The sequence below is a fragment of the Enterococcus sp. AZ141 genome (assembly GCF_051714385.1).
Classification (GTDB): Bacteria; Bacillota; Bacilli; order Lactobacillales; family Enterococcaceae; genus Enterococcus_D; species Enterococcus_D entomosocium.
Map to the genome: position 1 here is coordinate 830572 of NZ_JBIORT010000001.1, position 14970 is coordinate 845541.

General features: G+C 43.2%; 11 protein-coding genes. All 11 read right to left on the reverse strand.

Annotated features, from left to right (window positions below):
- Positions 1-5: 5 nt before the first annotated feature.
- The 11 genes from IGI89_RS03865 to IGI89_RS03915 all read right to left on the reverse strand — a co-directional run bounded on the left by IGI89_RS03865 (position 6) and on the right by IGI89_RS03915 (position 14778).
- A complete protein-coding gene (locus IGI89_RS03865; RefSeq protein ID WP_438735346.1) occupies positions 6-1781 on the reverse strand; it encodes a glycoside hydrolase family 35 protein in 1776 nt (591 codons plus the stop codon).
- A gap of 13 nt (positions 1782-1794) precedes the next feature.
- A complete protein-coding gene (locus IGI89_RS03870) occupies positions 1795-2958 on the reverse strand; it encodes a glycoside hydrolase family 88 protein (protein WP_430601311.1) in 1164 nt (387 codons plus the stop codon).
- A 148-nt stretch (positions 2959-3106) separates the two neighbouring features.
- Positions 3107-3934, reverse strand: a complete 828-nt coding sequence (locus tag IGI89_RS03875; RefSeq protein ID WP_430601310.1) for a DUF7402 domain-containing protein — start codon at positions 3932-3934, stop codon at positions 3107-3109.
- Positions 3909-5675, reverse strand: a complete 1767-nt coding sequence (locus IGI89_RS03880) for a DUF2264 domain-containing protein (protein ID WP_086332891.1) — start codon at positions 5673-5675, stop codon at positions 3909-3911. The genes IGI89_RS03875 and IGI89_RS03880 overlap by 26 nt, the downstream gene beginning before the upstream one ends.
- A 445-nt stretch (positions 5676-6120) precedes the next feature.
- Complete coding sequence (locus tag IGI89_RS03885; RefSeq protein WP_086332890.1) at positions 6121-7578, reverse strand: glycoside hydrolase family 1 protein; 1458 nt, start codon at positions 7576-7578, stop codon at positions 6121-6123.
- Positions 7579-7597: 19 nt separating this feature from the next.
- Positions 7598-9454 carry a beta-glucoside-specific PTS transporter subunit IIABC gene (locus IGI89_RS03890; RefSeq protein ID WP_430601309.1) on the reverse strand — a complete coding sequence of 619 codons (1857 nt, stop codon included), beginning with the start codon at positions 9452-9454 and terminating at the stop codon, positions 7598-7600.
- An 88-nt stretch (positions 9455-9542) separates the two neighbouring features.
- Entirely contained in the window at positions 9543-10358 is an 816-nt protein-coding gene (locus IGI89_RS03895; RefSeq protein WP_223347153.1) for a PRD domain-containing protein, read from the reverse strand.
- 383 nt (positions 10359-10741) lie between these two features.
- Positions 10742-11236: a GNAT family N-acetyltransferase gene (locus tag IGI89_RS03900; protein WP_429946947.1), complete on the reverse strand. Its 495-nt coding sequence runs from the start codon at positions 11234-11236 to the stop codon at positions 10742-10744.
- Between the two features lie 278 nt (positions 11237-11514).
- The gene (gene lacD, locus IGI89_RS03905) at positions 11515-12510 is read right to left on the reverse strand and encodes a tagatose-bisphosphate aldolase (protein WP_438735347.1); all 996 of its coding nucleotides are present in this window, start codon (positions 12508-12510) and stop codon (positions 11515-11517) included.
- 185 nt (positions 12511-12695) lie between these two features.
- On the reverse strand, positions 12696-13865 hold the full coding sequence (locus IGI89_RS03910; RefSeq protein WP_430601307.1) for an SIS domain-containing protein: 1170 nt from the start codon (positions 13863-13865) through the stop codon (positions 12696-12698).
- A 178-nt stretch (positions 13866-14043) separates the two neighbouring features.
- Complete coding sequence (locus IGI89_RS03915; RefSeq protein ID WP_016619581.1) at positions 14044-14778, reverse strand: GntR family transcriptional regulator; 735 nt, start codon at positions 14776-14778, stop codon at positions 14044-14046.
- Positions 14779-14970 lie beyond the last annotated feature (192 nt).

Consider the following 14970-nt stretch of genomic DNA (forward strand, 5'->3'; position numbering starts at 1 on the left):
TTTTTTTATTCTACGACAGGTTGATCACAGAAAACGAGTTCCTTGATCTCAACGCCATCGGTTTCAAATACCACGACTTCGTTGCTGCCTTTTTTCAAAAATTCTTTCGGACAGTATAAGGAATGCACGGGGCCACGTTGCCAATAGCGACCAAGATTGATGCCATTGACGATAACGACGCCTTTCCCATACCCACGGCAATCGATAAACGTATCTCCTACCTCTGTCAGACTGAAGGTCGTTTGATAAAAGGAGGGGTGTGTCGGATTTTTTCCTGCTTGATAATCGATGGCTTGTAGCTGCTCTGCGGAAAGCGTCAATGGGTAATGACGATAGCCTTGATGGAAATGAATATCTTGCATGATGCCCCCACGGATGCCTTTGGCTTGTGTAGGCCCATTCAATTTAAACCCGTAGTTCACGCGCCCTAAGTTTTCTACTAAGACATCTAGCTCGATGGTTTCTTTATCTGGTGTCCCTTGGATCAACAGCTCCTCACCTAGCGTTTCTTGGTATTGGATCGCCTGTAATTGGCCGTCGGTAAAAATATGCAACCGATCGCTAGCTTCTACCACTTTTAATTTGTTTTCTCGATGATAGTTTTTTAACTGAACCGAATAGAGCAAATAGCCGTAGCCTGTGCTGACAGTTTCCATTGTTAGTGGATACATGTTTTCTTGCGGTGCCATCAGTTGATCTTTGATAGCCAATAATGAGACACTGTTTTCGATGGGAAAGGTTCCTAATGCCTCTAATTGCTTGGTCCGTGGTTTGGCTTGCCACACTTCGGGACAGGCTTCTTTTATGGCTTTTTGTACATGATAGTATTTGTCGGTAGGTTCTCCTGCTTCTGTCAGTAAAGCATCGTAATCATAGCTGGACACTTGTGGTAGATCCAGCGCTCCCCGAGCGGAACAGCCATTGTAAAATCCAAAATTCGTCCCTCCATGGAACATGTAAAGATTCAAGGAGCCGACTGCTAACATCTCGTTGACTTCATTGGCTAAGTCTTGACCGTCTCGCTTGATGATTGGCTCCCCCCAGCGGTTGAACCAGCCATCCCAGTATTCCATACACATGATGGGCCAATTTTTGCCATGTTTTGTCATGAAATCTTTCATCACAGCCGCATTTTCCTTGGAACGACTGCCGAAATTGCCTGTGACAAAGACGTCGTCTTCAATCAATGTCCCAGCGTCCAAGACTTCTTCCCATGCCCCATCTGAGGTAAACAAGGGTACATCGATGCCGTATTCTTCCATCAACTCCTTGGTCTGGCGCAAATACGCTTTTTCCATTCCATAAGAGCCGTACTCATTTTCCACCTGCATCATGATCACTGGTCCCCCATGGGTGATCTGCAACGGCACAAGCTTTGGCAACAAGACCTGGAAATAGTTGCGCACCTTTGCCATGAAGCGTGGGTCGGTTGAGCGCAACCGCATCGGTTCATTTAACAGCCAAGCTGGCAACCCACCAAATTCCCATTCAGCACAAATGTAGACGGAAGGTCGCAAAATGACCATCAAGCCAAGCGTTTGGGCTTGCTTTACAAAAGCACAGATGTCTTTCATCCCCTCAAAGTCGTAGACTCCTTCACGAGGTTCGTGGAGATTCCAAGGAATGTAGGTCTCAACTGTGTTGGCTCCCAGTGCTTTTAGATTGTAGAGGCTATCTGTCCATTGCACCGGTGTCATGCGGAAATAGTGGATCGCTCCGCTGATCAATTTGATTGGTTTTCCATCTAACAAAAAATCTTCTTTTATCTCAAACGTTCGCATGTCGTCTTCCCCTTTACCAGTATCTTTGCCAATCAGGCAATGCCAATCGGATCAATCCTTCTAAATAGAAATAATCACCCCAAAGATTGGGCTCATCGATGCCTTTGCCTTCCGCATGAGCATACACACCATGCAGCAATAAGCCTTCATTTTCTGGCACTTGGCTCGCTGCATACTGCTCGCCTAATTGGTAAAGCATTCCTTTAGCGATTTTTTGGGCATCGGGATATGCCCCCATTTTCTCTGCTTCCAACAAGCCACAAGCCGCAATCGCTAAAGCAGAGCTGTCTTTTTCAGCAGGATGTTGGTCGTTAAAATCAAAGTCCCAATACGGCACCAAATCTGCTGGCAAATGAGCCAAAAACACCTCCACGATCTGCGGATAATTTTCTGGAAAAGGCTGACTATGCAGGTAGCTTTCATTCAAAGGAAGCCCTAAAATCGCCCAGCTCTGCCCTCGTGCCCAAATCGATTGGTCGCTGTTTCCTTGATGCGTCGCACCGTGACTTGGCTGCCCCGTCTCAGGATCGAAATAATACGTATGAAAGGTGGTGGCGTCATTCTTAATGACGGTCTTTCGGACTGTCTGATAATGCTTACTCGCAGCCTCTGCGTAGCGAGGCTCTCCCGACAATTGAGTTGCTGCAAATAAAAGCGGCAAGTTTAGTAACGAATCAATAATCAAGCGGTATTCTTGTGGGTCGCCATAAGTGCCCCAAGCTTGAATAAATTCCCCCTTTTCTTGAAACCGTGCCAGCAAAACATCTGCTGCTTGAATGACTTCTTGCTTGCAGTGTTCATCGCCAGTGATCTTGTAGCCCGCACCGGCAGATAAGCTATATAAAAAACCAATATCATGATGATCTAATACAAAATGGTCGTCTAAACGCGTTTGAAAACTGTCGATATTTGCCATAGCTCGATCAAGAAAGTTCTTTTCCTTGGTCCACTCATAGGCGAGCCACAACATCCCGGTCCAAAAGCCATTGGTCCAATCATCGTTGCCTTTCAGCCGATATTTGCCATTGGTGGCACAGGCTGAAGGAAACTGTGTGCCAAAGCGCTGACTATTTTTTTCGATCTGTTGGATGCACGCGGTGATTTTATCCGCTAACCACACATCGGTCACTTTTTCTCCTAACAGGATCAAGCGTTGTTTGTTCTCTTGCAGACGCATGTTTACACTCTCCTTAACTTGTTAACATATTAACTGAAATCATTATAACGTAAACGCACAAAAAAAGCGACCTTCCTTCCTTGATTCCTAAAAAAGAGCATGACAACTGCACACAAATGCAGACCTGTCATGCTCTTGTCCTCTTTTTTTAACAGTTCCAACCAAATACTTCGATTTGTGAAAGAGCTGGGAAGGGGGAATCATCCTCTGCTTTTTGCAGCTTTTTATAGGTCAGCTTAGTCGTTTCTTTTTTCGGAAAACGAACTTCTTGAAAAGACGCCGTATTTGTCGTTTCCACCACCAGCTCTTCTCCATCAGCAAAGACCAAGGTCCCTTTGGTCCAGTAGCTATCATGGGGATAATCTGCCCGCAATAGGAAGCGAACCCGATCAATCAAGACGGGACGACCAAACTCAATGGTCAACGCAGCATCGGCTTGCTGATTGATGCCCCAAGAAGCAAACGGATACGAACCGTGGGATCGGTTGCCATATTTTCCATCAATCGCATTCTTGGCAAAAAAGACGGAATCATCTCGCGTTTCCACATTCGCTGAAGCATGAGGATACGCCCCTGTCGCTGACTTTTGATCATGGGCATTGAAGGATAAATTTTGATAATTCGTGATCTCAAACGCATGGGCTTTGCGCACCATCAGGTGATGGCGCTGCGAGGTAAAGGCCGTTTCCACCGAGGACTTTCGAGCGGACTCCGTCCAAGGAATCTGATACTCCCAAGTGGATTGGGAAAGATAGATCAGTGATGGTGCTAAGGTTTCATCAAGCTGAAGGACATAATACGGATTTTCCCCCGTCACCTCAATAACGATCTTATCTCCTTCCTCATAGGGATAGTTTTTAATGGCTAATACGGCCAAATCATCATCAGAAACTTGAAATGGCGCGGGTTCTTTTTCATGGTCGATGCGACCGACGATCACCTGGTCCTGCTTATTTTTTATTGCTAGCGTAATCATTTGGATCGATCCTTTCTTTTTCTACGATACCACCGACTAAACAAATCAAACGGTGCTTCCCTGGCGGAATATGTTGTGCTAAGTATGGAAAACTGGTTCTTGGAAAAAAGACGGAGGTATTGGCTTCTGGCTGAACAATACTGGCTTGTTGATAGCCTTCGATGTTGATGATTTGAGAACAAAAGCCCTCTTCACTGACTCGACTCCAGGTCGGTCCTGTTTGGGCCTGAGGCAACCGTCCAGTCAGCGGTACACTAAATCCGCCCTCACGAAGGTCCAACGAAATCGTCGTCGTCAACTCGTGCACGCGCACATGCCACTGACCAAATGGATAAATCTCAGTTTCAATCACTACCTCCCCAAAGGGAGCCCATTGGATAAAGATGCCTTTTTCCGTCACTCGATAATCCATGACTGCGCCCTTCGTGCGAAAATAGCTGCCATCTCGAGCAATAGCTAATGTACTATCGAAGGCGCCTTCGGCATACGTGACGCCGGCTTTCGGCACACTGAAGCCAAATTTGCTCGAATAGACGAATTTGCTGTATTTTGCTTGAGCATGCGCTTGCTGTTCAAGCATCAAACCTGCAGGATACCCCAACAAATGATGGTTTTTTTCATTGTGCACCAGCAACATATTGCCTTTTTCAATCCGTTTTTGCGGCTCTCTCTTGATTGGCTCAGGTTCAGCCCGCCAAAAAGGATGCGTTTCTGCGACCGCTAAAAGCAAAAAGGTCTTAAGCCCCCAGTAAGGCGAGCCTGGTGCATTGTACCCTTCTGCCATCACTTGATTTTCATAGTGGTATCCGATGGACAAGCGACCATCGAAAGTGAAAATCTCCTGCGCCATCCAATTGCGCAAGTGTTTCGCCAGTAGTCCTCGCACCTGTCCCCATGGGATCGCTTCGACATCTGCGAAAACCAGCGCCGAGAAAAACGCCCCTTGCGCAAACCGATAAGTCAGGCTGCGGCCATAGGGCAAGGCTTCGCCGTCTTCATCAAAATAATAGATGAAATCTTGGGCAAATCGGGTGGCTCGTTCTTTAAAACGCTGTGCCCATTCTGGGTCTTCGTCTTGCATAAATGTAGCGTAAATCAAGCCATAATAATGAAACGCAAAAGGAATATAGTAATCTCGCTGCGTCGTTTTCCCATCTACGTACCAACCATCGCCAATGTACATGGAATCGATCAATGCCAACTCTTGGGACAATGCTTCTTTTGCCAACGGTTCCCCACAGTGAAACAGGGCAACGCGAATCAACACTTTGAAGAATGTCCAGTTGTTCTTAGGAATCTTGCACTCAAGTGCTTGGGATAGCCAAGCCACTAGCTTTCGCTGGTTCTTCTGCGGCAACGCTGTCCAAAAAGCATCCTTTTGCAATAAAAGAGTCAATGACAATGCGGCTGCTTCCACGATGTATTGATCATAATCCGTGATCCTTCCCCAGTAAAATGCGTGTTCAGGATCTGTCCCCGCGATCACTTTTTCCACATAAGCTACTCGTAACGGATCATCTGAGCAAATCCTCCAATAAGGCGCCAGCCCCCACAAAGGACGCACAAGCGCTTCCATCTCAGCCCGTGTTCGGTCATACACGGCCCCACTGCTACCTAGATTCAATCCTGGATAGTCATCTGCCAAGATCGCTTCTCGCAAAGGAGCGATCATGTCTTCCACTGCCCGCTGATAATCCAGACGCGTCAAAAACGGATTCTCTTTGATTGCCATTTGCTTCATACGCCATCTCCTTCTGTCAATTTACAGAACAGAATAGCAAGCCACGACTTTTTTATCAAGCGATTTTCTACTGGCAATACTGCTGAAAAATGAGAAAAGATTTTGAGGGATTTTTGACTTAACCTGTTAACAAAAAAAGAGGAATTGAAGCTATGGGAAAGTGATTGGAGAAATGGCGAAAGTTAACTGATTTAATATTAAGAAAATATGATAATCAATAGGAATATTTATTAAAAAAATCATAGAAAAGTTTTAAACTCATTTACTAATCAACACATACAAACACCATTGAAATACAAATACGCGACAGCAGTTGAAACTGCTGTCGCGCGCTTTGGGTCTTATGCTTTTAAAAAGCCAAGCATGAGGCACACTCCTACTTGCAACGATTGTCTGAGTTTTTCTGTTTCTATCTTTTTGCTCCCCTGCTCATTCACAGCCTTTTTTATAATTTATCTCCATTAGAAGCAATCACTTTCTTGTACCAATAAAACGAGTCTTTCCGATAACGAGCCAAACTTCCTTGTCCTTGGTCATCTTGATCCACATAGATAAAGCCGTAGCGTTTTGACATTTGAGAAGTTCCGCAACTGATTAAATCAATGCAGCCCCATGGCGTGTATCCCATGAGATCAACACCGTCTTTAACGGCTTCGCGCATTTGTTCAATGTGTTTTTTTAAATAATCGATTCGATACGCATCGTGAACTTCCCCATTGACTAACTCATCTTTCGCTCCTAACCCATTTTCACAAACAAATAAAGGTTTTTGGAAACGATCATATAATTTAATCAATGATATTCTTAACCCAATTGGATCAATTGGCCAGTCCCATTGAGAGAGCTCTAAATATTCATTTTTAATTGGGCTATCAAAAGTACCTGCTAATTTAGAAGCATCTTCTCTAGCCTCCGCAACATGAGACATATAATAACTAATGGCCACAAAGTCCACTGTCCCCTCTTGAAGGATATCCGCATCTTCTGGTCGGATATCGATGGACAAGTCATTCTCTGAAAAGTAGCTATAAATATAGCTAGGATAATACCCCCGTGCTTGAACATCAGGATAAAACATATTCAACTGGTTGGATTTCACCGCTTGCAGTTGATCTTCTGGCTTTGTTGTATGTGCATATGCTTCTATTTGATTGATCATACACCCAATCTCTACATCAGGAATAATTTCTTTCGCAGCTTTTACAGCCAATGCGCTTGCCAAGAATTGATGGTGAGACGCTTGATATGCCGCTTGCAATGAATCATCCACTAAATCTTCTAAGATCCCCGCCCCTGTATATAAGCTATTAAGATTCATATTCATTTCATTGAACGTGATCCAATACTTCACCTTATTTTTATAGCGTTCAAGAATAACCCGGGCATACTTCTCAAACAAGGGAACTAGCTCACGACTGATCCATCCGTTGTACTTCTTCGTCAGTTCGATCGGCATTTCATAATGTGACATCGTTACCAAAGGCTCAATGCCATATTTCTCACACTCATCGAAAACAGCATCATAAAAAGCTAGACCTACTTCATTCGGCTCATCTTCAAGTCCCGTGGGGAAAATCCTCGCCCATGAAACTGATAAGCGAAAACATTTAAATCCCATTTCTGCAAATAAAGCAATATCTTCTTTGTACCGATGGTAAAAATCAATGCCCCAACGTTTTGGGAAAAGATAACATTCAGGATGCATCGCATACTCAGCTAACTCTTTTGAAGTGACGTTAAAAGTAAAATTATTTACTTTTCCAGAAGCATAAGGGTCTTTGTATGCGGCAAAATCTGAAGTTGATAATCCTTTTCCGCCTTCTAAATAAGCACCTTCGATTTGGTTAGCAGCGGTAGCTCCTCCCCATAAAAAATCATCTTTAAATCCTGTAAATTTTTTCATTATTTTCTCTCCTTTTCTATTATTGAATGCACATCATCAAGCGCGATGTCGTTGACTCCACATGCCTATCTCCAGTAATGATCACGTCTAAAAATTCTGAGCTATTGGTCACAATGATCATTGTTGTTAGATCATACCCACTTCTAGCTATTTTTTCTAAGTCAAACCTAATGATGGGTTGTCCTTTTTCGACTGTTTCGTCTGCTGCAACAAGATAATCAAAAGATTCGCCTTGCAGCTTGACAGTATCGATCCCAACATGGATCAAAAGATCGACACCTTCTTCTGAACGTATTCCTACCGCATGCTTCGTCGGAGTCATCATCGTGATTTTCCCGGAAAATGGTGCGTAGACTACGCCTTCTTCTGGAAAAATTGCTACCCCTTTTCCCATTAGCCCTGTTGAAAATGTCTCATCTGCAACGGTCGCTAAATCTCTGACCTCGCCTTCCATAGGAGAATAAACTTCAATTGGATATTTGGTTTCAACTGCTATATTGGTCGTTTTTTCTGATGCTTTTTCTGATGCTTCTTCTTCAAATCCCAAAAACATTGTTAGAACAAACGAAACGACAAAACTAGCGATATAACCGATCAGCGCATAAATAAAATTATTCGAATCCTGAATAATGTATGTTGGTAAAGCAGTAATACCAGGAATAGAAAATGCGGTCACTTGGACTGCAAAAAAGCCAAAAATCGTTCCTCCTACAGCGCCTCCTGCCAATGAGGCATAGAAAGGTTTCTTCAAGCGCAACGTTACGCCATAGATAGCTGGTTCAGTAATTCCGAAAATTGCAGGAATCAGAGTAGAAAATGCCAAAGATTTCGTGGTCGCTTTTTTCGCCTTCAAAGCTACCCCTAAAACAGCTCCAGCCTGTGCACTATTCGCAACCAAATTCATCGGCAAAAGCATAATATCGTAGCCTAATTTTTGAAGACTAGCAAATGTTCCAGGAAAGAAAGCATAATGCATACCTGTTATGACGATCAGCGGCATCAGTCCTCCCATCAACAAGCCCGCTAAAGGACCTGCAACGGTGAACAACGTGGTAAAGATTTCTTCTAAATATTTACCTAAAAAATTTCCTAGTGGTGCAACGATCGCTAAGAGAATCGGTGCCGTGACTAGTAAGGTCAACATTGGACTAAAAACGATGTTAACTGTTTTAGGAACTACTCGATCCATCCATTTATTGATATAGCTCATAAGAAGTACACCTAAAATAATCGGTAATACCGTAGAAGAATAGTTATTTAATGGAATGGCTAGACCAAATAACGATAATGCACTTCCTCCTTCTGCCGCACCATTGATCAGCGTGGGATACATGAGGATCGCTGCTAACGCAGCAGCCAGAGACTCTTTCGTCTGAAATTTTCTAGCTGCTGTGATAGCAACAAAGAAAGGCAAGAAGTAAAATACCGCATCTGAGAAGATATTCAATACTTCATAGGCAGAGCTCTCTGGTGAAAGCCACCCAACTACAACGAATAATGCCATGAGACCTTTGATCAAACCTGACCCGATGATTGCAGGCATCAGTGGCGTGAAGATTCCACTAATCACATCGAAAATTTTATCTAAGAAGTTCATTTTCTTATTCGAAGACCCTTCCATAGTAACCTCTTCCCCTAATTGATCGGCAACTTCTTTGTAGACTTCAGCCACCTTGGCACCAATGATCACTTGATATTGCCCCCCACTAAATTGACTGCCGATCACTCCTGCTAATTCATTGATCTCATTCTTTTCTACTTTCGAATCATCTATCAAATTAAATCGTAAACGGGTAATGCAATGCCAGCTTTGGGATATGTTACTTTTTCCACCAACTAAGGCAATGATTTTTTTCGCTAATTCTTTATTTTCCATTGTTGCTCCTCCTTTACTAAAGAAAAAGCCCAAGTGAAAAAAACTTCCACTTAGGCTTATGCTCTTTTCTAGATAACACACCTTATCTTTATTTAGTTGTAATTCGTTCAATATGAATGACTAAATATACCAATTCATCCTCAGAGATTTTCCAATGGTACTCTCTATCTAGCATATCTTTAATGAGCAGACCACAGGCATAACTTTTCATATATCGTTCCTGAATCAGTTCACGTATTTGCTCGTCCATCTTCAACGACGTTTTTTTGTTTTTTTGGCGCATAATGAAATAACGAATATGAGTAATAAATCGTGAATAATCTGCTGTTGTTTTATCTAAGACTGTTCCATAAAGGATTTGGACGATTTTAACAATTTTTTTGATCACTTCTGTTATTTGCAATGTATCTGCCATATTCGACTGATCAATCTGTCCATTCACAAAATGAAGCGCAATAAATGCTGCTTCCTCTGGCAATAATTGCACAGCTAACTCTTGTTGAATAAGTGCCAACGCTTGCTTACCGATTTGATATTCTTTGTAATATAGATGAGGAATCTCCCATTTGATGGGATTTTCATTTTCTACCGAATTGTTCAACGAAAAAGTTAAATGGTCTGCTAAAGAAAACAACAATCCGGTACCAAACTTTTGATTTAATTCTGCTTCCCCAAGATCAATAATTTTTGCTGCAATACTTAATACTTCCGGCGTATAATTCTCTATCTTATGGCTATGCTTCTCCTCTTCATTGGGAGTAAAAATTTTACTGATCAATGCTTCATCAACCATGTCTCCACGTTTCTTTTTAAACCCAATTCCTGTCCCAAATAAAACTTTCTCAGTCCCTTGATCATCTCGTACCAAAACAATATTGTTATTCAGTGTTTTTACTATAGTCATCATTTCCACCTCCTTAAAGACAAAAAAACACCAAACCTAAAACGAAGCTTCCTGCGCTGTTACGCGAAGAATAACTTTGCTTTTGGACTTGGTGGTGCCTGACTTGTTTATCAGTAACACTCCTGCATCTTTGACAACATCGTACTATCTACAAAAGAAAATGTCAACCCTTACATTTTTCTTAAAATCGATGACTATACAAATCGATAAGGGCACCAAGTCGCAGTATTAGTTATAAAAACCAACGATTTTTTATAGCTACTTTTTCGTAATGTTTACTCATTTATTTAGGATTGTTTTCCAGAAAATCTAATTTAATAAGGAGGTTTTTTAAATTTTCATAACCGAATGATTTGTTATTTCATTCTTGCTTCACCTGTTGTTTAAGAATTTCTGATCTTTTTCTCAAAGCAGACCACACTTACCTTCTGATCATTGACTGTTGTCACGGCTTTTCGTGTTTCTTTAAATCCTTGACTCTCCCAGAAAGATCTACCGGCTGTATTTTCTTCAATAACAGCGAGAGATACGAGAGAAATCCCCTTTATGCGCCAGTCTTGTTCTACTTGATGATAAAGAGCTTGCCCGTGCCCCTGACGTCTTTCGCCAACCAGCAGCAAGCCAATATACGCAGTGCCCTCTTGCGGATAATCAACAAGATAATCCATGATAGCAATAGGTTTTTGATCATAATAAATAATAGAAAATACCTTTTGCTCTTGAGCCACAGATGGCGGTAGAACAGTCATGTCCCGCATGAGTTGTTCGATGGAAGGTGTCTCTTTCGTTAAAGCAAAATAGGCCTGGTTTTTCTGATAAATACTATAGGCAGCTTGTTGGTTTTCTGACGTGACGGAATGAAACGTATACTCGTTCATGAATGCTCCTTTATTGTAGGTTTATTGAACCTTATTTCGACCAAAAGTGAAGCAGGTGGATTTGATGGCTCTTACTGCTAGTTTATCCTATTCAAGTCCCCTCGTAAATTACTCTCGAAACCTCTTCCTATTTACGTTTCATTCCTACGATGATAACCGAACTTGTCAACGTATAAAAAAGACACCCTAAAGCCTTAAGTCAGAAGCCTGCCACTTCTTCTCAAAAGCCCTTAAGATGTCTGATTATTGGCCATTTCTCTTGTCAAACAGTGAAAAAACTATTCCTTGACTGCGACTTTGTCCCACCAAGAAGTGGCGGTCTTTTGGATCACTTCATTCAAGTCTTCGATGTGCTGTTTTCCAGTACTTGCTAGCCATTCTTTGGCTGCTTCTGTTCCTTGTTTTACAAAGGGCTCAACACCATCTTTCCACGTTGCCCGGCCGCACAAGACGCCATTGAAGGTGGAGCCAGCTTCTTTGGCAAAAACCAGTGTTTCTTGGAATAAGCTGGCTGATACGCCTGCACTGAGAAAAATAAACGGCAGATGTGTCGCGTCGCTTTGCGCTTTGAAATACGCGGCAGCTTCTTCCTTGGTATGCACGGCTTCTCCCTTGGCAAAACCTGCCACATAATTCATGTTGACTGGTACTTCCACTTTTAACACATCGACTTTGTACTGCGGTTTTGAAAATTCCTTCATCAATCCAATGACTTTTTCTGGTTTGCGTTGCGCATATGCTTTTGAGTCGACTTCAGGCAGCTTAGCATCATAGGAAAGGACTTCTAAAAAGAAGGGCAGATCAGCCGCTTGGCATTCGCTGCCGAGTCGTTCCACAAAGACGTGTTTCAACTGATTGATCTGGGCATCTTCATCTACATCATAATAAAGCAAAAATTTGATGGCATCGGCGCCTGCTGCTTTTAATCGCTCAACTGACCATTCCCCTAATAAATCAGGCAAACGTCCCGGCGTAGTCGCATCATAGCCGGTTTTTTCATACGCCAGCAAAAGCCCCGCCTCTGGATCACGACTTTGCGCAGCTGCCAACCCATATTCTGGATCTAGTAAAATGGAAGACGCGTAAGGGGTCAATTCTTGTGAGACTAGCTTTTTAAACTGGCTGATTTTTTCTGCATCAGCCTCCACGCCAAGTGCTGCCATCATTTTTTTCAAGGCACCTCGTTGGTCGATTGCTAAAGCTGCGATCACTCCTTCTTTCGTTGACAGGCGATCCATTGCTGCTTTTTTGGCTTTCGTTATGGTTGCTTTCATTAAAATTCCTCCTTTTTTGTCCATGCCAAAGAATCAACCGCTTTCACTTTTTTCAGTGTTGGCGAAACGGTTGTCAGCACATATAAAAATGTCTATTGATGAAGCCGTTCGACTGATTGACCACCGCACGTATCGACTTCGTACACGAAAAGATACGTGCTCGTGGTGGTCTTTCTCAGTCATCGTTAGTTGTTATACGGATGAATCGTCACGCCTTTGACCACCCGATTGACGGTACGCGTTGGCGAAGGGGTATCCGGTGTATTACCGACTTTGATCGATGCCAACAGTGCGATCGTTTGCGCAAAAACAATGTCTACTAAGGCAAGATAACCGTCTGGCAATAATGTGGCATCTGGAAAGAAAAAGTTTGTTCCTGAAAAATTCACAGCTGCCGGCTGTCCGATGGCGGTCACTGCGACGGCGATGCCGTCACTCTTTAATTCTTCCAACATATCAAGATCATACTGCCGCGTGTATGGCGTATTGCTGACAAAGACAAAGACGAGGGTTTGATCATCTACGAATGATTTCGGTCCATGACGGAAGCCCATCGAAGAATCGAACACGGTGGCGATTTTTCCCGCAGTCAGTTCCAATACTTTTAGCTGTGCTTCCCTGGTCAACCCCGACAACGTGCCTGAACCAAGGTAAACGATTCGCTTAAAGGAACGGTCCGTCAGTACTTGGAGTTCTGTTTCTCTGTCGATCACTTCTTGCCCCAACCGGCTAAGGGTTTCAACATAATGCCCTTTTTCCGCCAGAGGCGTCTGGTCAAAAATCAGCAGTGCCGAAAGGGCCATGCAAGAAAAGCTTCCCGTCATCGCAAATCCAGCATCATTTGACCTCTCAGGCATCAATAACAGATAACTCGCTTCATCAGCCGCAGCTTGTTGTGCCAAAGATCCGTCGGCTGCACAAGTGATCGTCAAATGATAGCTGTCCGCAACGAATTGATCGACGATTTTGACCGCTGCTAAACTTTCTGGTGAATTGCCACTTCTAGCAAAAGAAACGAGCAGTGTTGGCTCATCCGCAAATAAAACTTGTTCTGGAGCAGCGACAATATCCGTCGTAGCAATACTTTCAAAAAGATAATCCACCGTTGCGCCGTTCTTATTCAAGTAAGGAACGATCGTATCTCCAACATATTGCGATGTCCCCGCTCCCGTGAAGACCACGCGGATTCGCTTGTCCGTCTTTTGCTTGATAGTACGTAAGAAAGCCGCGATAGCCTCTTGCTTTTCTTGATAGATCGTCAAGGTTTCTTGCCACAGTTCTGGCTGTTGTTTGATTTCTCTTGTTGTAATCTCCGCACCTAATTCTGCTAATTCCTTTGTTGACAGTTGAAACATCTTTCTTCCTCCTAGCTGCTGGTTTTCCAGTATGTATTCCCAGTGACGGTACGAGGAGCGTTGTCTTGGATGAATACTTAGCGATCACCCAAAGGGCAAACTTCCTCGACCTCACTGGTTTTGAATACACACCTTTTCTTTGCTCGAGCGGATCATTTCAGACTGTCTAGGAAATGCGCTACTCGTCGTTACGCAAGTGGCGGACTTTGTATCTAAATTGGTCTGCTCGAGCAACACTCAAGGTGTATTCGATCACTTCATTTTCAATATTGAACGTGCTGCGTACCAGGTTCAACACCGGCGCACCTTCGTGGATTTTTAGCAATGCCGCATCTTTCGCACTGGCAATGCTGGCAAAAAATTCTTCGTCCGCTAGGCGGATCACTTGATGAAAATCTTCATGGAAGATATCGTACAATGGTTTTTGCTCGATCATCTCACTCGTTAAATTCATGAAGCGCTTGACGGGCAGATAAGAACGCTCGATCATCATCGGTTGGCCATCAGCAAGACGCAATCGTTTTAACTTGTAGATCGGCTCGCCAATGGAAACTTGCAACTGAGTAGCAAAATATTTTGTCGCTTCCATTTTTTTGAATGCCAATACTCTAGTTTCCGGTTGTTTCCCCAGTGCTTTCATCTGTTCGGTAAAACTATAGGAACCCGATAAATTGGTTGCCTGCTTGCGGATATCCGAGACAAAGGTTCCTTTACCATGTTGGCGATAAATATAGCCTAATTTTTCTAACTCCTGTAGTGCCAAGCGAACGGTGGTCCGACTTAACCCGTAGCGCTTTGACAGTTCTCTTTCTGAGGGAAGCATCGTGTCTGCTTCCATTTCATTTTCGATTTTTTCAATCAGTAAATTTAACAATTGATCGTATAATGGTTGTCGATTTTTATTGATATTCATAAGCCCCTCCAAACTGGTTACTACCACATAACGAGTGTACTATTTCCCGATAGGCGTGTCAAACAATCGTCTACAGGGGCTCTGTTTCCTGAACTTGCATCTCTTCACGCAGGAAAATGAACCAATTGCCAGCACGAGCTAAGCTGAAAAGTCAGCTTTTGCTTGCTTAGCAAAACTCCTCCTACGGTTTGC